Raw genomic sequence first — 18,347 nt, forward strand, 5'->3', positions numbered from 1 at the left:
GCCCGCCGGCCGGGCCGGTCAGGGGCGGCGGGCCAGCACCGCGCCGTTCGCCCCGGGGGCTTCGAACGGCACCGTACGCACGTCGACGAAGCCGACGTCGGTCAGCCAGGCCCGGTACTCCGCACCGGAGTAGTTCTTGCCGCCCTCGGTCTCGACGAGCATGTTCATGCCCATCAGGGCGGCCTCCGGCGGGCCGGTGCGCTCGTCGTTGAGCAGCAGCTCACTGATGACGATCACCCCGCCGGGCGGCAGCGCGGCGAAACACTTGGCCAGCAGCGCCCGGTTGGTTGGTTCGTCCCAGTCGTGCAGGATCATGCTGAGCAGGATCACGTCGTGCCCGTCGGGCAGGGCCGGGTCGGCGAGGAAGTCACCGGCGACCGTGCCGATCCGGTCGGTCAGGCCGGCCTCCGCGATCCGCTCCCCGGCCCGTACGCACACGTGCGGCAGGTCCAGGATCGTCGCCCGCAGCTGCGGCAGCCGCAGGCAGAACTCGATCGGGAACGCCCCCGCGCCGCCGCCGACGTCGAGCAGCCGCCGGTGCGCGCCGAAGTCGTACGCGTCGGCCAGGGCGCGGGCGGTGAACCGGGAGGTGGCGAACATGGCGTCCCAGAACTGGGCCACCAGCTCCGGGTCGGTGGTGTCGAACAGCGAGTCCTGCTGCTGCGGGTCCCAGGTGAGCGGCCGGTTGCCGCGCAGCGCCTCGCCCACCCGGTGCCAGGGCAGGTAGGTGCGCAGGTCGGAATAGCGCACCTGGGCGCCGAAGTAGTACGGCTGCCCCTCGACCAGGAACTGCTCGGCCAGCGCGGAGTTGCGGTAGCCGTCGCCGGCCCGCTCCAGCAGCCCCAGCGACGCGCTGGCCGACAGCAGCAGGTCGGCGGGGCGTTCGTCGAGCCCGAACTCGGCGGCGGCCTGCGCCACGGTGACGGTCCGTCCGCCGGCCAGCCGGGTGAACAGGCCGAACTCGACGCCGACGGCGAGGGTCTTGAAGCCCCAGACGCCGGCGACGAGGTGCATGAGAGGAGTGGGAGTGATCATGGGAACATCAGATCATGGAACGGTGACGCGGTGGCACGCGCCGGTCACTATGGAGTAATGATTCGCTTCGTCCTGAACCTGCTGTGGCTCATCCTCGGCGGCGGAATCGTGCTGGCGCTCGGCTACTTCGTCGCGGCGGTGGTCTGCTTCGTCCTCATCATCACCATCCCGTTCGGGGTGGCGTCGCTGCGGCTGGCGTCGTACTCGCTGTGGCCGTTCGGCCGTACCCTGGTCACCAAGCCGGGGGCCGGCGTGCCGTCCGGGCTGGCGAACGTGCTGTGGGTGCTGCTGGCCGGCTGGTGGCTGGCGCTGTCCCATCTGCTCGCCGGGATCGCGCTCTGCGTCACGATCATCGGCATCCCGTTCGGCATCGCCAACTTCAAGCTCGTCCCGGCGGCGTTCTGGCCGCTCGGCCGGGAGGTCGTCGAGGCCCCCTGACCCCGCGGCGTCGCCCCCGGCCCGGACCGCGACGATCCGGCGTCGTCCGGGGGCACCACGGCCGCGACGGTCGGGGGTACGCCGGTCAGGGCCGCCGGTCGGCGTGCAGCCGGTCGAGGTGGGCGGCGAGTTCGTCGGTGACCAGCAGGTCGGTGCGGATCCGGTCGTGCGGGTAGCCGGCCCGACCGATCATGTGCGCGGCGACCGGCGCGGTGGCCAGCTGGAACGCCCCGACCAGCACCAGCGTGGTGACGTCCACCCCGGTCCGCAGCCGCAGAGCGCAGCCGAGCAGCACCAGCAGCAGGCCGAGCACCTGCGGCTTGGCGGCGGCGTGCATCCGCGACAGCAGGTCGGGGAAGCGGACCAGGGCGACCCCGGCGGCGAGGCTGAGCAGCGCGCCGCCCAGCAGACAGACCGCGGCCACCACGTCCAGCACCGCGTCGACGCTCACCTGTCGTCCCGGCGGGTGGCGAAGCGGGCGACGCTGACCGAACCGACGAAACCGAGGATGGCCAGCACCACCAGGATCGGCAGCGCGGTAGCGTCCCGGCTGTAGGCGGCCTCGGTCGCCACCGCGGCCACCACGATCGCCAGCAGCACGTCGGTGGCGACCGCCCGGTCGAGCACCGACGGCCCCCTGACGATCCGGGTGAGGGTGAGCGCACCGGCCACCGCCAGCAGCACGGTGACGATCACGGCGACAGCGGTCATCTCGAACTCCCTTCCAGGGTGGACGGTGTGTGCTCCCGGACCAGCCGTTGCTCCTGCGCCGAACCGATCGCCGCGATCAACCGGGCCTCCAGCTCCAGCACGCCGTCGCGGAAGCGTTCGACCTCGGCGCGGTCGCGTACCCCGAGCACGTGGACGTAGAGGATGCCGGCGTCCCGGTCGACCTCGACGATGAGGCTGCCCGGCACCAGGGACAGCGCCTCGGCGGTCAGGGTCAGGTTGAGGTCGGAGCGGACCCGCAGCCGCACCGCGATGATCGCGCCCAGCGGGGGGTGCCCGAACCGCAGCGCCAGGGCCGCGATCTGCACGCTGGCCACCACCAGGTCACGCAAGAACCGCAGCGCGAACCGCAGCAGCGGCACCGGGTGCACCCGCCCGGTGAAGGTGACCGGGGGTAGCGGGAAGACGGTCAGCACCACCAGCCCCACGACCAGCCCGCCGAGCACGTTGGCCCAGCTCAGCGTCCCCCAGAGCAGCACCCAGACGGTGACCAGGACGATCATCGCGACGGCCCGGTTGCGGCGGCGGGCCGCCCGGGTCAGCGGCCGGTCCTCGGGATGATCCGGGGCCGGCCCACCCCCGGGAAGCGGCGGCGACGGTTCCCCGGGCGGCGGCGACCGGTCCGGGGGGCGCTGCGGCGGCGGATCGTGGCTCACGGGGTCCCCCCGGGGTAGACGGCCTCGACGTACGGGGTGCGCCGCAGCAGGTCGTCCGCGGCGTCGGAGCTGATGTCGAACAGCGGCCCGGCGACCACGGTCAACGCCAACCCCAGCACCACCAGGGCGACCGTCGGCGCGATCATCAGGCGGGGCAGCATCGCGCCCGGGTGGGCGTCGCGGTCCGGCCCCCGGTAGGGCTGCTCCACCCCGTCGGTGCGCACGGTGTGCACGCTGTCCTGCGGTTCGGGCATGTCCGGATGCGGGCGACGCCAGAACGCCAGGTTCCACACCCGGGCGATCGCGTACAGGGTGAGCAGGCTGGTCAGCAACCCGCCGGCGACCAGCACCCAGGCCAGCGGGCCGCCGTCGTCCACCCCGGCCTGGACCAGGCCGAGCTTGCCCAGGAAACCGGAGAACGGGGGGATGCCGGCCAGGTTCAGCGCGGGCACGAAGAACAGCACGGCGAGCAGCGGCGACAGCCGGGCCAGCCCGCCGAGGCGGTCCAGCGCGGTGCTGCCGCCCCGGCGTTCGACCAGACCGGCGGCGAGGAACAGGGTGGTCTGGATGGTGATGTGGTGCACCACGTAGAAGATCGCGGCGGCCAGCCCGAGCGACGAGCTGAGCCCCACCCCGAACAGCATGTAGCCGATGTGGCTGATCAGGGTGAACGACAGCAGTCGTTTGATGTCGGACTGGGCGACCGCGCCGAGGATGCCGACCAGCATGGTCAGGGCCGCCACCACCAGCAGCAGGTCGGCCGTCCGGCCGCCGGGGAACAGCAGCGTCTCGGTGCGGATGATGGCGTACACGCCGACCTTGGTGAGCAGGCCGGCGAAGACGGCGGTGACCGGCGCGGGCGCGGTGGGGTAGCTGTCGGGCAGCCATGCCGACAGCGGGAAGACCGCCGCCTTGATGCCGAAGGCGAGCAGCAGCATCCCCTGCAGCACCAGCCGCAGGTCGTCGGGGAGGGCGTCGAGCCGGTCGACGAGTTGCGCCAGGTTGAGGGTGCCGGTGGCCGAGTAGACCAGCCCGATCGCCACCAGGAAGATCAGCGACGACAGCAGGCTGACCACGACGTACGTGGTGCCGGCCCGGATGCGGGTCTCGGTGCTGCCCAGGGTGAGCAGCACGTAGCTGGCGACCAGCAGGATCTCGAAGCCGACATAGAGGTTGAACAGGTCGCCGGAGAGGAACGCGTTGCACACCCCGGCGGTGAGCACCAGGTAGGTGGGGTGGTAGACCGACAGCGGGGTGTCCTCGTGCCCGTCGGCCATGCCCTGCCCGATGGAGTACACCAGCACGCAGAGGGTGACGGCGGCGGACACCACCAGCATCAGCGCGGCGAGCTGGTCGGCGACGAGCACGATGCCCAGCGGCGCGACCCAGCCGCCGACCTCGACGACGAGCGGCCCGTCGATCGAGGAGCGGACGAGCAGGGTGGCGGCCACCGCCACGGTCGCGGTGAGCACGGTGAGGCTGACCCACCGCTGGGCCCGGGGGCGGCTGGCCAGCAGCAGGGTCAGGGCCGCGCCGAGCAGCGGCATCACCACCGGCAGTGGGACGAGGTAGTTCACGCGTCCCTCCCCCGCTCGCCGGCCGCCGCCGCCACCGAGGTCGGCGAAGGCCGCCGGCTGTCCGGGTCGGGCCGGCCATCGCCGTCGGGCTGGTCGTCGGAGTCGGACTGGTCGGCGTCGTCGGTGCCCGGCCCCTCGTCCCGGTCGGCCAGGTCCATGATCCGGCGGTCCTCCACGTCGTCCTGCACCTCGTCGTGGCCGTTGAGGTGCCAGCTGCGGTACGACAGCGCCAGCAGGAACGCGGTCATCCCGAGGGTGATGACGATGGCGGTGAGCACCATCGCCTGAGGCAGCGGATCGCTCATCTCGTCGGCGTCGGTGGTGCCGACGATCGGCGGGCCGCCGGCCCGGCCACCGGTGAGCAGCAGCAGGTTGGCCCCGTTGCCGAGCAGGATGACGCCCATCAGCACCCGGGTGAGGCTGCGTTCCAGCAGCAGGGTCACCCCGGCGGCGAAGAGCACGCCGACCACCACGATGTAGGTGAGGTTGGGGGTCACACCAGCTCCTTGTCCCGTACGTCGTCGTGGGCGTCCTCCTGCTGGCGGTCCATCTCGGCGCCGAGGCTGCGCAGGATGTCCAGCACCAGGCCGACCACGATCAGGTAGACGCCGACGTCGAAGAAGACCGACGAGACGAAGTGGACCTTGCCGAGCAGGGGCAGGTGCAGGTCGAGCACCGCGCTCTGCAGGAACTCCCCGCCCAGCGGCATCGCCACCACGCCGGTGCCGACGGCGAGGAACAGCCCCGCGCCGAGCACCGCCCCGGCGTCGACAGGCGCGGCGGCGTTGAGTTCCCGCCGGCCGCCGGCCAGGTAACGCACGGCCAGGGCCAGGCCGGCGACCAGCCCGGCGGCGAACCCGCCGCCGGGGGCGTTGTGACCGGAGAAGAGCAGGTAGACCGAGAACAGCACGATGGCGTGGAAGAGCAGCCGGGTGACCACCTGGAGGATCACCGAGTGCCGGTGCGCCTCGAAGCCGGCGGTCAGCCAGCGCGGCCCGCCGGTGGTCGCCGGTCGCGGGCCGGGGACGGCGCTGCGCCGGTCCAGGTCGCGGGAGCGGCGGAAGATCAGGCTGGCCACCCCGGTGGCGGCCACCACCAGCACCGCGATCTCGCCCATGGTGTCCCAGGCCCGGATGTCGACCAGGGTCACGTTGACCACGTTCTTGCCGCCGCCGTAGGAGACCGCCTCGTCGGGGAACCGCTCGGAGACCGGGATGGCCAGCCGGCCGCTGGACGCGACCCAGGCCATCCCGGACACGACCGCGCCGACGGCGACCCCGAGGGCGATCCGGCCGCGCCGGCTGCGGCGGATCGGCCGGGCCGAGAACTTCACCGGCAGCCGACGCAGCACCAGCACGAACATGACGATGGTGACGGTCTCCACCAGGAACTGGGTCAGCGCCAGGTCCGGTGCGCCGTGCAGGACGAACATCAGCGCGGTGCCGTAGCCGGCGACCCCGACCAGGATCATCGCGGTGAGCCGGCGCAGCGCGCGGGCGGCCATCACGGCGGCCACGATCACCAGGGCGGCGACGACAGCCTGCAACGGGGTGTCCCAGGCGCGGAACTGCCGGGGCCACGGGCCGCCGGTGAGCAGCGCCCCGCCGGGCAGCAGCACCAGCACCAGCAGGATGATCCCGAGATAGAACGGCAGCGAGCCCCGCTGGGTCGCGCCGGTCAGCTCCACCGCCAGCCGGTCCACCCCGGCGACCAGCCGTTCGTAGCCGGCCGCGCCGTCCAGCGGCGTCCACCGGGTGGCCCGCAGCCGACCCCGGTGCAGCAGCAGGAACAGCCCGGCACCGACCGCCACCGCCAGGGCGGACAGCCCCAGCGCCGGGGTCAGGCCGTGCCACAGCGCCAGGTGGTAACCCGGCCCGGCGGTGGAAAACCCGTCGGCGTACGGGGCGAGCAGCCCGTCGAGGGCCGGGGCGGCGACACCGACGACCAGCCCGGCGACGGCGAGCAGCGCCGGGGCGGCGAGGAACGACAAGCCCGCCGGATGCGCTTCGGTCGGCGCGACACCGGGCTTGGCGGCGAACGCCCCCCACAGGAACCGCAGCGTGTACGCCACGGTCAGGGCCGAGCCGGCCACCACCCCCGCCAGCACCAGCAGGTCCGCCGGGCCTCCGTGCTGCAACGCGTCGAGGGCGGCCTCCTTGGCGACGAACCCGGCCATCGGCGGCAGCCCGGCCATCGACGCGGCGGCCAGCACGGCGACCCCGGCCAACGCCGGCGCGCGCCGGCCGAGCCCGCTGAGTTCGTGCAGGTCCCGGGTGCCGGTGGTGTGGTCGACGATCCCGACGACGAGGAAGAGGGTGGCCTTGAACAGGGCGTGCGCCAGCACCATGGCCGCGCCGGCCAGTGCGGCGTCCCGGGTGCCGGCCCCGAGGATCACCATCAGCAGTCCGAGCTGGCTGACCGTGCCGTAGGCGAGCAGCAGCTTCAGGTCGGTCTGGCGCAGCGCCACCCAGCCGCCGAGCACAAGGGTGGCCAGGCCGGTGCACAGCAGCACCACCCGCCAGGCGGTGACGTCGGCGACCGCCGGGCCGAGCAGCGCGACCAGGAACACCCCGGCCTTGACCATCGCGGCGGCGTGCAGGTAGGCGCTGACCGGGGTGGGGGCGGCCATCGCACCGGGCAGCCAGAAGCTGAACGGCACGATCGCCGACTTGCTGAGCGCGCCGAGCAGGATCAGCATCAGCGCGGTGACCAGGTAGCCGCCGCCGGGCAGGTCGGTGGCGACGACCGACCAGCGGTAGCTGCCGGCGTGCTGGCCGAGCATCACGAACCCGGCCAGCATGGCCAGCCCGCCCAGGGTGGTGACCAGCAGGGCCTGCATGGCGGCCCGCCGGCTGGCCCGCTTCGCCGGGTCGTAGCCGATCAGCAGGTACGAGAAGACGGTGGTGAGTTCCCAGAAGACGTAGAGCAGCAGCAGGTCGTCGGAGACGACCAGGCCGAGCATGGAGCCGGCGAAGGCGACGAAGACCGCGGCGAAGCGACCCAGCCCGGGGTCGTCGGAGCGGAAGTACCTGGCGCTGTACGCCAGCACCAGCGCGCCGACCCCGCCGACGAGCACCACCATCAGCCAGGACAGGGTGCCCATCCGCAGGGCCAGTTCCAGGCCGATCCGGGGCACCCACGGCCAGGTCTCCACCACCGGCTCACCGGACCGCACCCCACCGGTACGGGTCAGCGCCCAGACCAGCGTGGCGGCCGGGGCCAGCGCGACGGCGTAGAGCGCCCGGCGTCCGAAGCGGCGTACCAGCCCCGGGGCGACCACGGCTGCCAGTGCGTGGACCGCCACCAGGACCAGCACATACCCTCCTCGAAGTTCGGTGTCGGGTCTCGCCCGCCCGCTCGGGGCTGCGCGGGACCGGCGGCGCGGGGACGGGCGTCCCCGGGTCGCGCGGCCACCGCGACGGTGGCGTCACCCTGGTTGGTCGTTCGGTCTGTCGTGGGGTCCGGTCAGTGACCGGCGAGCACGTCCGCGGCGGAGGTGGTGGCCGCCTCCGTACCCGCGACGACCACCTCGTCCCCGGCGAGCAGGACGACGTCGTCGCCGGGGGTCGGGATCACGCGGCCGGCGCGGACCACCGCCAGCAGCGACAGCGGCCGGCCGGACAGCGCGGTGTCCCGCCAGCGTTTTCCGTCACCGACGCTGTCCACGGCGACGGGTATTCGCACCACGGTGACGCCGGGCAGCTGGCGTTCCAGCTCGGCGAGGTGGTCGACGGTGACCGCCTGGTTGAGCACGGCGGCGACGGCCTGCGCCTCGGACTGGTCGAGCACCAGCGTGGCGAGGGCGGTGTCGCCGTCCTCCGGGTGGTAGATCACGATGTCGCGCCGACCGCCCGGATGGGAGATGACGCTGGCCCACTGGCCGTTCGTGGTGGCGAAGCGCTGGCAGAGTCCGACCCCGGGAAGAACCGTCCGTTCGAACCGCATGCCTACCTCCCTCGCCCATCACCGAAGGGGCGTCCGGCCGGTAACGGCCGCGCGCCCCTTCATCCCTATCATGATCAGGGCGTGATCGCCCACCGCCACCGTCCCGACCAGTGGGAGACGGCGACGTCGGGACAGTGCCGGGATCGACGGCCGACGCCCGGGGACGACCGCCGGAGGGCGGGTCGCCCGGTCAGCGGGCGTCGGTGCGCTCGGCGGTCGGCCGGTGGCGGGCCGCCGGCTCGTCCCGGTCGATGCGCAGCTCCCGTTCCAGTTCGGCGATGACCGCCCGCAGGTCGTCCAGGCGCTGGGTCAGGGCGATCCGGTCCACCTCGTCGGGCACCCCGTCGCCGTCGGCGTCGTAGCCGGGCGCCAGCCGCTCGGTCATCTCCAACCGGCGGGCCTCCTCCATCGAGTTCACGATGACCGCGATCAGGATGTTCAGCAGCAGGTTGACCGTGATGAGCACGTAGCTGACGTAGTAGACGAGGGTCCACGGGGACAGCGCCAACCCCTGCTCGACCAGGTCCGGCAGGGTCTCCAGGGACAGCAGCACGAACAGGGTCAGCAGCGACCTGCCGATGTCGCCGTACTGCTCCGGGTAGGCCCGGCCGAAAATCAGCCAGCCGGCCATGCCGTAGACGTAGAGGGTCACCATGGCCAGCGCGAGGAACCCGCCGACACCGGGCAGGCTGCGCCACAGCGCGGCCACGATGGTGCGCAGACCCGGCGAGAAACGCACCAGGCGCAGCACCCGGGCCACCCGGACGACCCGCAGCAACGCCGAGTCGCCGTGCAGCCCGGGCAGGAAGATCGCCGCGATCACCACCAGGTCGAACACGTTCCAGCCGTGCCGCAGGAAGTCCTGCGGCCGACGCCCGTACGCCAGCACCCGGACGGCGATCTCGGCGACGAAGGCGGCCCGGAAGCTCAGCTCCAGCCAGTGCAGCGCAGGTCGGGCCGCACCGAGATCCGGGTAGGTCTCGACCCCGAGCACCGCCGCGTTGGCCATGATGAGTACCACGATCGCCGCCTCGAACGGGCGCGAGCGGGTGATCCGGGCACACCGCTGGGCGAGACCGGCGGGGCGGACGGGCGGCGGATCGGCGGGACGCCGTCGGGTGGGGACGGGCACGGACGGCACCTGTCACCCGGCCCCGGGGCGGTACGGGATCGTGGCGGCCATCCCGACACCCTATCGGCCACCCGGGACGGTGACCGTCGGTGATGGACCGGGCACCCGGCCGCCGGCGATCGCAGGTTCTCGTCCCGACATTGAACGACCAGCGCCCCGGCTTCGTACCACCAGGCGAAGGGAGCTGCTCATGAAGCGCACGACCCCGTTGCTCACCCTGCTGACCGGGACGGGCATGGCCGCCGTCCTGTTCGCGATGAGCGCCCAGGCGGCACCGCGTACGGTCGATGCCGGTGCGGCCGCGCCCGCGACGAGCCCGCCCGAGGCCGCCGTGGTGTCGCCCGCCGCCCCGGCCGCGGAGCCGGACGCCGACCCGGCGGCCGAGCCGGACGCCACCCCGGCGGCGCCGGCGGGGGGCCAGCCCGGCCCGGCGCAGACCACGCCGCCGACCACGCCGCCACCGGCGAAGCAGGCCGACTCGAACTGGACCGGCCGACTCGACGGCGGCGCCACCATCGCGATCACCGTCACCGACGGCAAGGCGGTGGCGTACGTCTGCGACGGCAAGAAGCTGGAGGTGTGGCTCAACGGCACCGCCGCCGACGGCCGGATGAAGCTGACCGGCAAGAAGGGCGAGGTGCTCACCGGGTCGTTCGGCGACGGCGTCGCCTCCGGCGAGATGGTGGTGGGTCAGCGCCGGTGGAAGTTCACCGCCAAGCAGACCGGCAAGCCCGACCCGGTGCTCTACCGGGCCACCGCCCAGCAGCGCCGCGCCGGCGTCGACGGCGGCTGGATCATGCTGCCCGACGGCAGCCAGATCGGGGTGGTCACCCGCGACGGTGTGCCCGTGTCGGCCCCGCCGCTGGACCCCGCGTTCGGCACCACCATCCTCGACGGCCGGACCGTCACCGCGTCACCGGTCGTGGCCGACCCGGGGTCCGGTGCGTGATGACGACGGCACGCCGCAGGTTCGAGATCGACGTGGGACGCGACCTCGACGACGGGCCGCCCGTCCGGGTCCTGTCCGACCCCCCACCCGCCGTGACCCCGCCCGCCCCGATCGGCGTGCCGTCCACCGGCTCCGGTGCCCCGCCCGCCTCGCTGCTCGTGCCGCTGCTGGTCGGGGCGGCGGTCGCGGTGGCCCTCGGGGCGTACGGCCGGATGCACCAGCCCACCGGGATCGCGGTCAACGTGGCCGGCTTCTCCAGCCCCCAGACGGTCAAGGTCTGGCTGGGCACCGGAGCGGCCTTCTTCGCCGTGGTGCAGTTGCTCAGCGCGTTGGCGATGTGGGGCCGGCTCGGTGGCTTCTCGCCCTCCTGGGCGGGTGGGCTGCACCGGTGGAGCGGCCGGGTGGCGTTCCTGCTGACCGTCCCGGTGGCGGTGCACTGCCTCTACGCGCTGGGTTTCGCCGACTACGACCTGCGGACCCTGCTGCACTCGCTGCTCGGTTGCCTCTTCTTCGGGGTGTTCACCATGAAGATGCTGGCGCTGCCCAAGCGGGGGCTGGCCGGGTGGGTGCTGCCGGTCGTCGGTGGGCTGGTCTTCACCGTCCTGATGGGGATCTGGGTGACCTCGTCGCTGTGGTACTTCACCACCTTCGGGGTGGGCACGTGACGCGCGACGGGCTCGGGGCACGGGAGAGGAACGACGGGCAGATGTGCGACGAGCGTGGGACCGGGTGCGCGTCCCGGCGGGCGGTGCTGGCCGGTGCCGGTGGGGTGGGCGTGACCGCCCTGCTCACCGGCTGCCAGACGTATGGCGAGCCGACCACGCCGGCCGCGGCGCCGCAGACCGGCGGATCGGCCGCCGCGCCGGCCGACGCCTCGCCGGGCGGCAGCGCACCGGCCGGGCCGTCCGCCGGGGCGAGCGGCTCCCCCGCCGGTGGCGGCGAGCAGCCGCCCGCCCCGGCGGCGCTGGCCGCGGTGGCGGACATCCCGGTCGGGGGCGGCAAGATCTTCAAGGCCGAGGGCGTGGTGGTGACCCAACCGGCCGCGGGCACCATCAAGGCGTTCTCGGCGACCTGCACCCACCAGGGCTGCACGGTCACCTCGGTCAAGGACGGCACCATCGTCTGCGGCTGCCACAACAGTGTCTTCGGCATCGCCGACGGCGCGGTGCGCAGCGGCCCGGCCGGGAGCCCGCTGCCGCCCCGGGCGGTGACGGTCGACGGCGACGACATCCGGCTGGCCTAGATCGCCGAGTCCAGCCACGCCATCCGGCGGTCCAGCCAGTCCCGCAGGTAGTCGAGCTGCCCCTGCCACGTGTCGGCGGTCGGGGTGACGATGGGTCCGATCTTCTCGGTGGTCAGGTTCGGCCACCGCTGGAAGTTGCGGTCGGCGGCGTTGGCCAGCGGCGCGGTGAGACCGGCGAGGCGCGCGTCGAGCCCGGCGGCCGACAGCGGGCCCCGCCGCAGCTCGGCCCAGCGGGCCCGGACCAGCGCCATGAACCCGGGGTCGGTGACCAACCGGTTGATCCAGTTGTTGGGCTTCGGCCACCGGGGCTGCTCGTACTGCCAGCCGGTGGTCTCCAGGTTGTCCCCGCCGCCGATGCCGTAGGTGAGGTCGAGATCCCACAGCGGCCCGGCGGTGATCTTGCCACCCCGGTCCTTGTAGAAGTACGAGCTGCGGGCGTAGGCGTCGAAGTTGCGGGTCAGTTCGTTGAGGATGAACGAGTCGACGAACGATCCCACGTCGATCCAGGCGGGATAGCCGGTCACCGGATCGGCGAAGTCGCGGGACTGCATCAGGTCGTTGAACTGTTGGAGGTGCCCGGTCAGCCAGGCCTGCTGCTCCGGTTGCAGCGGCGAGGGGTCGACCACCTCCAGGTAGTGCCAGCAGGTCGCGGGCCGGCCCTGGCACTCCAGGGTGGGTTCCTCGGCCGTCAGCCACTCGAACTTGACGATGTACCCACCGGTGATGGCCGGCAGGGTGACGTCGTCGGGGTCGAGCTCCTTGAGGTCGAGCCGGTTCTTGGCGTTCTTGATGGTTTCGACGATCAGGTAGACGCCCTGGTAGTCCTCGGCGGCCACCGGCCGGTCCGCGACGTTGTGGTAGAACTCGACGAAGGCGTACCGGGGCGCCTGGAATCCGATCTCGCGGGCCAGGTCGAAGGTGAACGCCTCCCGGATCAACGCCTTGTCGGTGTAGGGCCCGCGCAGCACCCAGTCGGACTCGGCCGGCATCCCGAGCACCGGCAGGTCGACGTCGTCGTCCTCGTTGTCGCGGAACTCGACCCGGTAGGGCGCCTTGTCGAACAGCGAACTCGACGTGCCGCGCAGGTGGTAACCGATCCGGGTGGCGAGGGTGGGTGGCGTCGCGAGCGACGCGTGTCCGCCGGTCGGCGCGAACAGCAGCGCGGCGGCGTCGACGAACTCCCGTCCCGGCGCACCCCGGCCGTACCCGTCGATCAGCAGGATCGGCAGGTCGAGGCTGACGTCCACGGCCCGCTCGACGTAGAGGGCGGTGCCGGGGTCGCCGGTCGCCACCCCGTCGACGAACGCCCCGGCCCGTAGCTGGGTGGTGGCGGAGACAGTCAGCGGGGTGTCGTCGTAGCGTGGGGAGTCCGCGCGGGGCAGTGACCCGTCCGTCGTGTAGCGGATCTCGGCGTCGGCCACCGTCGTGCGCAACGAGACCGCGAACGCGTCCCGGAAGGTGCCGCTCGGCACGGAGAAGACGATGTCGCCGGTCAGCTCGTCGGCCGGGTCCGCCGCCGGGGCGGCGGTGGCCGGCGCGCCGGCCGGCCGGGCCGGGGTCGGCGACGGGACGCCGGCCACCCCGAGCGAGATCGCGGTCACGACGCCCAGGATCCGGGCCGGCAGATTCCGCACAGTCACTCCCCTGCGTCACGGGCGGCTGGAGCACACTCCGATCCATCTACGCACGCCGATGTTACAGGGGATGTCACTTTCGGTGATCAGTCCTGCACTCTCAGACCGCGAGCGCCTGGCGGACCGACCGTTCGGCGTCCCGGCCACCGTCGCCGGTGGCGGTGACCCGGCCGGACTCCAGCACGTAGTGCCGGGTCGCCACCCGCAACGCGAAGCCGAGGTGCTGCTCGACCAGCAGCACCCGGATCCCGGCCCCGGTGGTCAGCTCGACGATCCGGTCCTGGATCTCGGCGACCACCGACGGCTGGATGCCCTCGGTGGGCTCGTCGAGCAGCAGCAGCCGGGGCCGGGTGACCAGCGCACGGGCGATGGCCAACTGCTGACGCTGACCGCCGGAGAGCAGCCCGGCCCGCCGCCGCAGCAGACTCCGCAACGCCGGGAACAGGTCCAGCGCCTCGGCGGTGGCGGCGGCCCCGTCGCGCCGACCGTCGGCCACCAGCCGCAGGTTCTCCGCCGCCGTCAGGTGCGGGAAGCACTGCTGGCCCTGCGGCACGTACGCCAGGCCCCGGGCGACCCGCTGGTGCGGGGCGAGCCGGGTGACGTCCTCCCCGTCGAGGGTGACCGTGCCGGCGCGGGGGCGCAGCAGCCCGACGGCGACCCGCAGGAGGGTGCTCTTGCCCGCGCCGTTGTGGCCGAGCACGGCGGCCACCCCGTCGGCGGGGACGGCCACGTCCACCCCGTGCAGCACCTCGCTGCGGCCGTAGCCGGCGTGTATCCCACGCAACTCCAACATCACGCCTCCGGTGCGGTGTCGACGCCGAGGTAGACCTCCTGCACCCGGGGGTCCGCCTGGACCTGGGCGACGGTGCCCTCGCTGAGCACCTTCCCGGCGTGCAGCACGGTCACGCTGCGGGCGAAGCGGCGCAGGAAGTCCATGTCGTGTTCGATGACCACCACGGTGCGGTCCCGGCTGACCGTCTCCAGCAGGACGCCGGTGGCGTCGCGTTCCTCGTGGCTCATCCCGGCGACCGGCTCGTCGAGCAGCAGCAGCCGGGCGTCGGAGACCAGCAGCATGCCGATCTCCAGCCACTGCTTCTGCCCGTGCGCCAGCGCGCCGGCCGGCTGGTCACCCCGGTCGGCCAACCCGATCGTCTCCAGCGCGGCGGCCACCTCGTCGGGGATCCGGTTGCGTCGTCGGGCCAGCGTCCACCAGCTCCGGGTGGCCCCGGCGGCGATGTCGAGGTTCTGCACCACGGTCAGCTCCTCGAAGACCGAGGCGGTCTGGAAGGTCCGGCCGATGCCGAGCCGGGCGATGCGGTGCACGTCCCGGCCGAGCAGTTCCCGGTCGCCGAAGCGGACCGAGCCGGTGGCCCGGACCAGCCCGGTCACGGCGTCGACCACCGTGGTCTTCCCCGCCCCGTTGGGGCCGATCAGGAACCGGATGTCCCCGGGCGGCACGTCGAGGTCGACCCCGTCGACGGCGGTGAACCCGTCGAAGGTGACCCGCAGGTCGCGTACGCACAGGCCGTCGAGCTGCGTACCGGTCATGCCGCCGACACCTCCGTTCGGGCCTCGGCCGGGTCTGCCACCCGGCTCCGCCGCCACCACCGCGCGCCGGCCGGGTCCGACCGGCGCTTGCGGGCCAGCACCCACAGCGACGCCAGGCCGCCCGGCAGGAACGCCACCACCAGCACGAACAGCAACCCCTGCAGGTACGTCCAGGTGCCCGGGAACCGTTCCGACAGGGCGGTCCGCGCCCAGGCCACCGCCACCGCGCCGAGCACCGGGCCGAGCAGGGTGGCCCGGCCACCCACCGCGACGCCGATGACGAACTCGATGGACGGCACGATCCCGATCAGCGCGGGCGAGATGATCCCCACCGCCGGGACGAACAGCGCCCCGGCCAGACCGGCCATCCCGGCGGCGATCACGTAGCCGACGAGCTTGACGCCGGCCGGGTCGTAGCCGAGGAAGCGGACCCGTTCCTCGCCGTCGCGGACGGCGACCAGCAACTCGCCGTAGCGGCTGCGGATGAGTTGCCGGGCCAGGGCCAGCAGCGCGAGCAGGCTGGCGGCGATGATGAAGTAGACCATCCGCTGGTTGACCGGGTCGTCCAGGTCGTACCCGAAGAAGCCCTGGATGTCGGTGAGGCCGTTGGTGCCGCCGGTGGTGCCCTGCTGGCCGACGAGCAGGATCACCATCGCGGCGGCGAGCGCCTGACTGAGGATGGCGAAGTAGGCGCCGCGGACCCGGCGGCGGAACACCAGCGAGCCGAGGCCGAACGCGACAGCCATCGGCAGCAGCACGGTGGCCGGCAGCGCGATCCACGGGCTGGCGAACGGCCGCCACCACAGCGGCAACTCGTCGAGCTGGCCGTAGAGCTGCATGAAGTCGGGCAGTTCGCCGGGGCCGGCGTCGGCGAGCTTGAGGTGCATGGCCATCGCGTAGCCGCCGAGGCCGAAGAACACCCCCTGGCCGAGGGTGAGCATGCCGCCCCGGCCCCAGGCGATGCCGATACCGACCGCGACCATCGCCACGCACAGGTATTTGGCCAGCAGCGACAGCCGGAAGTCCGACAGGGTCAGCGGAGCCACGGCGAACAGCAGCGCCGCGCCGAGGGCGAACCCGGCGGCGGTCCGGGCCGGGCCCTCGAACCGGCGGCCCCGCCAGCCGCCGGCCGGGGTGCCGGCAGCGCTGGCGGGATCGGTGCCGACCAGCGGCGCGGCGGTCATGCGAGGCTCCTGGTACGCAGGGTGAACAGCCCCTGGGGCCGCCACTGGAGGAACGCCACGATCGCCACGAAGACGATCACCTTGGCGACGCTGAGCGTGGTGAGGTACTCGCCGGTGGCCTGGAGCACGCCCAGCGCGAAGGCGACGATCACGCTGCCCTTGAGCTGGCCGATACCGCCGACCACGACGACCAGGAAGGCGTCGATGATCAGGTTGGTGCCCATCGTCGGGCCGATCGGCCCGAGCAGGGTCAGCGCGACCCCGGCGACGCCGGCCAGCCCGGAGCCGATGAAGAAGGTGGTCCGGTCGACCCGGGCGGTGGGGATGCCGGAGACGGCGGCGAGGTCGCGGTTCTGCACCACCGCGCGGATGCGTCGCCCGAGCGGGGTGAGCCGCAGCGCCAGGGTCAGCGCCAGCACGGCGGCCAGCGCGAGGGCCAGGATGAACAGCCGGTTGTTGGCGACGGTCAGCCCGCCGGGCAGGGAGATGTTGCCGGTCAGCAGCGCCGGGGCCCGGGTCTGCACGTTGGGGCTGCCGAAGACGTCGCGGGCCAGTTGCTGGAGCATCAGCGAGACGCCCCAGGTGACCAGCAGGGTGTCCAGCGGGCGGGCGTAGAGGCGGCGGATCAGCAGCACCTCCAGCAGCACGCCCATGACGCCGGCCACCGCGAAGGCGACCGGCAGCGCCACCAGCAGCGACCAGCCGGCGGCGGTCACGGTCTGCTGGAGCACGTAGGTGGTGTAGGCGCCGGCCATGATGAACTCGCCGTGCGCCATGTTGATCACGTTCATCTGGCCGAAGGTCAGCGCCAGGCCGAGGGCGATGAGCAGCAGCACCGCGCCGATGCTGATGCCGGTGAAGAGCTGACCGAAGAGGACTGTCACGTTCGCGCTCCGAAGTGGTGGGTCGGCCCGGGCGAGGGTGCCTCCCGCCCGGGCCGGGATCGGTCAGCTCAGGCCGCTCGCCCAGGGGTAGCTCTTCAGGTACGGGTCGGGCGTGATCGGCTGGCCCGAGTTCCACACCTCGGTGATCAGCCCGTCCGCGCCGACCTTGCCGATCCGGGCGGTCTTGGCGATGTGCTGGGTGGGGCCGTCCACGGTGACCAGGCCCTCCGGGGCGTCGAAGGTGATGCCGCCGGAGGCGGCCCGGACCTTCTCCACCTCGAACGTGCCGGCCTTGTCGACCATCGCCTTCCACAGGTACACCGCGACGTAGGCGGCTTCCATCGGGTCGCTGGTCGGCTTGTCCGCGCCGTACTTGGCCTTGTACGCGGCGACGAACTTCTGGTTCGCCGCGCCGGGGGTGGTCTGGTAGTAGTTCCAGGCGGTCAGCTGGTCCTTGAGGTACTGGGTGCCGATGCCCTTGACCTCCTCCTCGGCGATCGACACCGACACCACGGGCATGCTCGCGGCGGTCAGCCCGGCGGAGGTGTACTCCTTGAAGAACGCCACGTTGCTGTCGCCGTTGAGGGTGTTGAACACCGCGTCGGCCTTCGACGAGCGGACCTTGTTGACGATGGTGCCGAACTCGGTGGAGCCGAGCGGGGCGTAGTCCTCGCCGAGCACGGTCATCCCGTTCGCCGCCGCGTACGCCTTGATGATCTTGTTGGCGGTACGCGGGAAGACGTAGTCGCTGCCCACCAGGTAGACCGACTTCTTACCCTGCGCCTTGAGGTAGTCCAGGCCGGGCACGATCTGCTGGTTGGTGGTGGCCCCGGTGTAGAAGATGTACGGCGACTGCTCCAGCCCCTCGTACTGCACCGGGTAGAACAGCAGCGCCTTGTTCTTCTCGAAGACCGGCTTGACGGCCTTGCGGCTGGCCGACGTCCAGCAGCCGAAGACGGCGGCGACCCGGTCCTGGGAGATCAGCTTCTCGGCCTTCTCGGCGAAGGTGGGCCAGTCGGACGCGCCGTCCTCACCGACCGGGACGATCTTCTTGCCCAGCACGCCGCCGGCGGCATTGATCTCCTCCACGGCGAGCATGATGGAGTCCCGCACGGTGACCTCGCTGATGGCCATGGTGCCGGAGAGCGAATTGAGCAGGCCGACCTTGACGGTGTCGCCGGACACGTCGGCGCTGACCCCGGCTGTCGACTTCTCGTCGGAGGTCTTGCTGCCACAACCGGCGAGCGCGGCGGCGGCAATCAGTGTCATGGCGCCCGCCAGGATGCGGCGGCCCCGGAACTGTGACATTCATTCTCCCTGCGGAGCGATGTTCGCCGGATAGTTTCCGTGCCGGCCCACACTGGCCGGCAGATATTGCTGTCAATGATTGGTA

19 protein-coding genes are annotated in these 18,347 nt (G+C 72.6%); 4 read left to right on the forward strand and 15 right to left on the reverse strand.

Features of this window, described 5'->3' with window-relative positions; translation table 11 throughout:
• Positions 1-18 precede the first annotated feature (18 nt).
• On the reverse strand, positions 19-1,035 hold the full coding sequence (locus ACN267_RS09710) for a methyltransferase (protein WP_204960085.1): 1,017 nt from the start codon (positions 1,033-1,035) through the stop codon (positions 19-21).
• A 57-nt stretch (positions 1,036-1,092) separates the two neighbouring features.
• Here ACN267_RS09710 and ACN267_RS09715 point away from each other — a divergent pair, with 57 nt between their 5' ends.
• Positions 1,093-1,473, forward strand: coding sequence for a YccF domain-containing protein (locus ACN267_RS09715; protein ID WP_281897869.1), 381 nt, complete (start codon positions 1,093-1,095; stop codon positions 1,471-1,473).
• Positions 1,474-1,558: 85 nt separating this feature from the next.
• Here the strand turns inward: ACN267_RS09715 and mnhG are convergent, their stop codons facing one another.
• From mnhG to ACN267_RS09755, 8 genes are all read right to left on the reverse strand, one after another.
• Complete coding sequence (gene mnhG / locus ACN267_RS09720) at positions 1,559-1,924, reverse strand: monovalent cation/H(+) antiporter subunit G (RefSeq protein ID WP_204960088.1); 366 nt, start codon at positions 1,922-1,924, stop codon at positions 1,559-1,561.
• Positions 1,921-2,184: a monovalent cation/H+ antiporter complex subunit F gene (locus ACN267_RS09725; RefSeq protein WP_088645903.1), complete on the reverse strand. Its 264-nt coding sequence runs from the start codon at positions 2,182-2,184 to the stop codon at positions 1,921-1,923. The genes mnhG and ACN267_RS09725 overlap by 4 nt, the downstream gene beginning before the upstream one ends.
• The gene (locus ACN267_RS09730) at positions 2,181-2,858 is read right to left on the reverse strand and encodes a Na+/H+ antiporter subunit E (RefSeq protein WP_204960090.1); all 678 of its coding nucleotides are present in this window, start codon (positions 2,856-2,858) and stop codon (positions 2,181-2,183) included. Before ACN267_RS09730 ends, ACN267_RS09725 begins: the two co-directional genes overlap by 4 nt.
• Positions 2,855-4,435, reverse strand: a complete 1,581-nt coding sequence (locus tag ACN267_RS09735; RefSeq protein ID WP_204960092.1) for a Na+/H+ antiporter subunit D — start codon at positions 4,433-4,435, stop codon at positions 2,855-2,857. The genes ACN267_RS09730 and ACN267_RS09735 overlap by 4 nt, the downstream gene beginning before the upstream one ends.
• Complete coding sequence (locus tag ACN267_RS09740; RefSeq protein WP_281897874.1) at positions 4,432-4,932, reverse strand: Na(+)/H(+) antiporter subunit C; 501 nt, start codon at positions 4,930-4,932, stop codon at positions 4,432-4,434. The genes ACN267_RS09735 and ACN267_RS09740 overlap by 4 nt, the downstream gene beginning before the upstream one ends.
• Entirely contained in the window at positions 4,929-7,751 is a 2,823-nt protein-coding gene (locus tag ACN267_RS09745) for a Na+/H+ antiporter subunit A (RefSeq protein WP_421488474.1), read from the reverse strand. The genes ACN267_RS09740 and ACN267_RS09745 overlap by 4 nt, the downstream gene beginning before the upstream one ends.
• Before the next feature lie 149 nt (positions 7,752-7,900).
• Positions 7,901-8,380 (reverse strand): cation:proton antiporter regulatory subunit, encoded by a 480-nt coding sequence (locus ACN267_RS09750; RefSeq protein ID WP_281897878.1) that lies wholly within the window; start codon positions 8,378-8,380, stop codon positions 7,901-7,903.
• Positions 8,381-8,570: 190 nt separating this feature from the next.
• A complete protein-coding gene (locus ACN267_RS09755) occupies positions 8,571-9,512 on the reverse strand; it encodes an ion transporter (protein ID WP_281897879.1) in 942 nt (313 codons plus the stop codon).
• Between the two features lie 190 nt (positions 9,513-9,702).
• Between ACN267_RS09755 and ACN267_RS09760 the strand changes: the two genes are divergently transcribed.
• From ACN267_RS09760 to ACN267_RS09770, 3 genes are read left to right on the forward strand one after another with little or no spacing between them, the layout of a single operon-like run.
• On the forward strand, positions 9,703-10,461 hold the full coding sequence (locus ACN267_RS09760; RefSeq protein ID WP_204960103.1) for a hypothetical protein: 759 nt from the start codon (positions 9,703-9,705) through the stop codon (positions 10,459-10,461).
• A complete protein-coding gene (locus ACN267_RS09765) occupies positions 10,461-11,126 on the forward strand; it encodes a DUF6529 family protein (RefSeq protein ID WP_307821357.1) in 666 nt (221 codons plus the stop codon). The genes ACN267_RS09760 and ACN267_RS09765 overlap by 1 nt, the downstream gene beginning before the upstream one ends.
• Positions 11,123-11,704: a Rieske (2Fe-2S) protein gene (locus ACN267_RS09770; RefSeq protein ID WP_421488475.1), complete on the forward strand. Its 582-nt coding sequence runs from the start codon at positions 11,123-11,125 to the stop codon at positions 11,702-11,704. Before ACN267_RS09765 ends, ACN267_RS09770 begins: the two co-directional genes overlap by 4 nt.
• Here ACN267_RS09770 and ACN267_RS09775 read toward each other — a convergent pair.
• The 6 genes from ACN267_RS09775 to urtA form a co-directional block, all read right to left on the reverse strand.
• A complete protein-coding gene (locus tag ACN267_RS09775) occupies positions 11,701-13,338 on the reverse strand; it encodes a CotH kinase family protein (protein ID WP_421488476.1) in 1,638 nt (545 codons plus the stop codon). The genes ACN267_RS09770 and ACN267_RS09775 overlap by 4 nt on opposite strands.
• A 100-nt stretch (positions 13,339-13,438) precedes the next feature.
• Positions 13,439-14,131, reverse strand: coding sequence for an urea ABC transporter ATP-binding subunit UrtE (urtE, locus tag ACN267_RS09780; protein WP_281897885.1), 693 nt, complete (start codon positions 14,129-14,131; stop codon positions 13,439-13,441).
• On the reverse strand, positions 14,131-14,886 hold the full coding sequence (gene urtD / locus ACN267_RS09785) for an urea ABC transporter ATP-binding protein UrtD (protein WP_281897887.1): 756 nt from the start codon (positions 14,884-14,886) through the stop codon (positions 14,131-14,133). Before urtD ends, urtE begins: the two co-directional genes overlap by 1 nt.
• Positions 14,883-16,070 carry an urea ABC transporter permease subunit UrtC gene (gene urtC, locus ACN267_RS09790; protein ID WP_421488477.1) on the reverse strand — a complete coding sequence of 396 codons (1,188 nt, stop codon included), beginning with the start codon at positions 16,068-16,070 and terminating at the stop codon, positions 14,883-14,885. The genes urtD and urtC overlap by 4 nt, the downstream gene beginning before the upstream one ends.
• A complete protein-coding gene (gene urtB / locus ACN267_RS09795) occupies positions 16,067-16,954 on the reverse strand; it encodes an urea ABC transporter permease subunit UrtB (protein ID WP_204960116.1) in 888 nt (295 codons plus the stop codon). Before urtB ends, urtC begins: the two co-directional genes overlap by 4 nt.
• 63 nt (positions 16,955-17,017) lie before the next feature.
• Positions 17,018-18,223, reverse strand: a complete 1,206-nt coding sequence (urtA, locus tag ACN267_RS09800) for an urea ABC transporter substrate-binding protein (protein WP_239485763.1) — start codon at positions 18,221-18,223, stop codon at positions 17,018-17,020.
• Between the last annotated feature and the right edge of the window lie 124 nt (positions 18,224-18,347).

Origin of the sequence: Micromonospora sp. WMMD734 (assembly GCF_049178975.1) — a bacterium.
Lineage (GTDB): Bacteria > Actinomycetota > Actinomycetes > Mycobacteriales > Micromonosporaceae > Micromonospora > Micromonospora wenchangensis.

Bases quoted from the DNA above. Each gene is read 5' to 3' on its own strand.
- ACN267_RS09710 (WP_204960085.1), bottom strand. From the start codon at position 1,035: ATGATCACTCCCACTCCTCTCATGCACCTCGTCGCCGGCGTCTGGGGC.
- ACN267_RS09715 (WP_281897869.1), top strand. From the start codon at position 1,093: ATGATTCGCTTCGTCCTGAACCTGCTGTGGCTCATCCTCGGCGGCGGA.
- ACN267_RS09725 (WP_088645903.1), bottom strand. From the start codon at position 2,184: ATGACCGCTGTCGCCGTGATCGTCACCGTGCTGCTGGCGGTGGCCGGT.
- ACN267_RS09750 (WP_281897878.1), bottom strand. From the start codon at position 8,380: ATGCGGTTCGAACGGACGGTTCTTCCCGGGGTCGGACTCTGCCAGCGC.
- ACN267_RS09760 (WP_204960103.1), top strand. From the start codon at position 9,703: ATGAAGCGCACGACCCCGTTGCTCACCCTGCTGACCGGGACGGGCATG.
- ACN267_RS09765 (WP_307821357.1), top strand. From the start codon at position 10,461: ATGACGACGGCACGCCGCAGGTTCGAGATCGACGTGGGACGCGACCTC.
- urtE (WP_281897885.1), bottom strand. From the start codon at position 14,131: ATGTTGGAGTTGCGTGGGATACACGCCGGCTACGGCCGCAGCGAGGTG.
- urtD (WP_281897887.1), bottom strand. From the start codon at position 14,886: ATGACCGGTACGCAGCTCGACGGCCTGTGCGTACGCGACCTGCGGGTC.
- urtC (WP_421488477.1), bottom strand. From the start codon at position 16,070: ATGACCGCCGCGCCGCTGGTCGGCACCGATCCCGCCAGCGCTGCCGGC.
- urtA (WP_239485763.1), bottom strand. From the start codon at position 18,223: ATGACACTGATTGCCGCCGCCGCGCTCGCCGGTTGTGGCAGCAAGACC.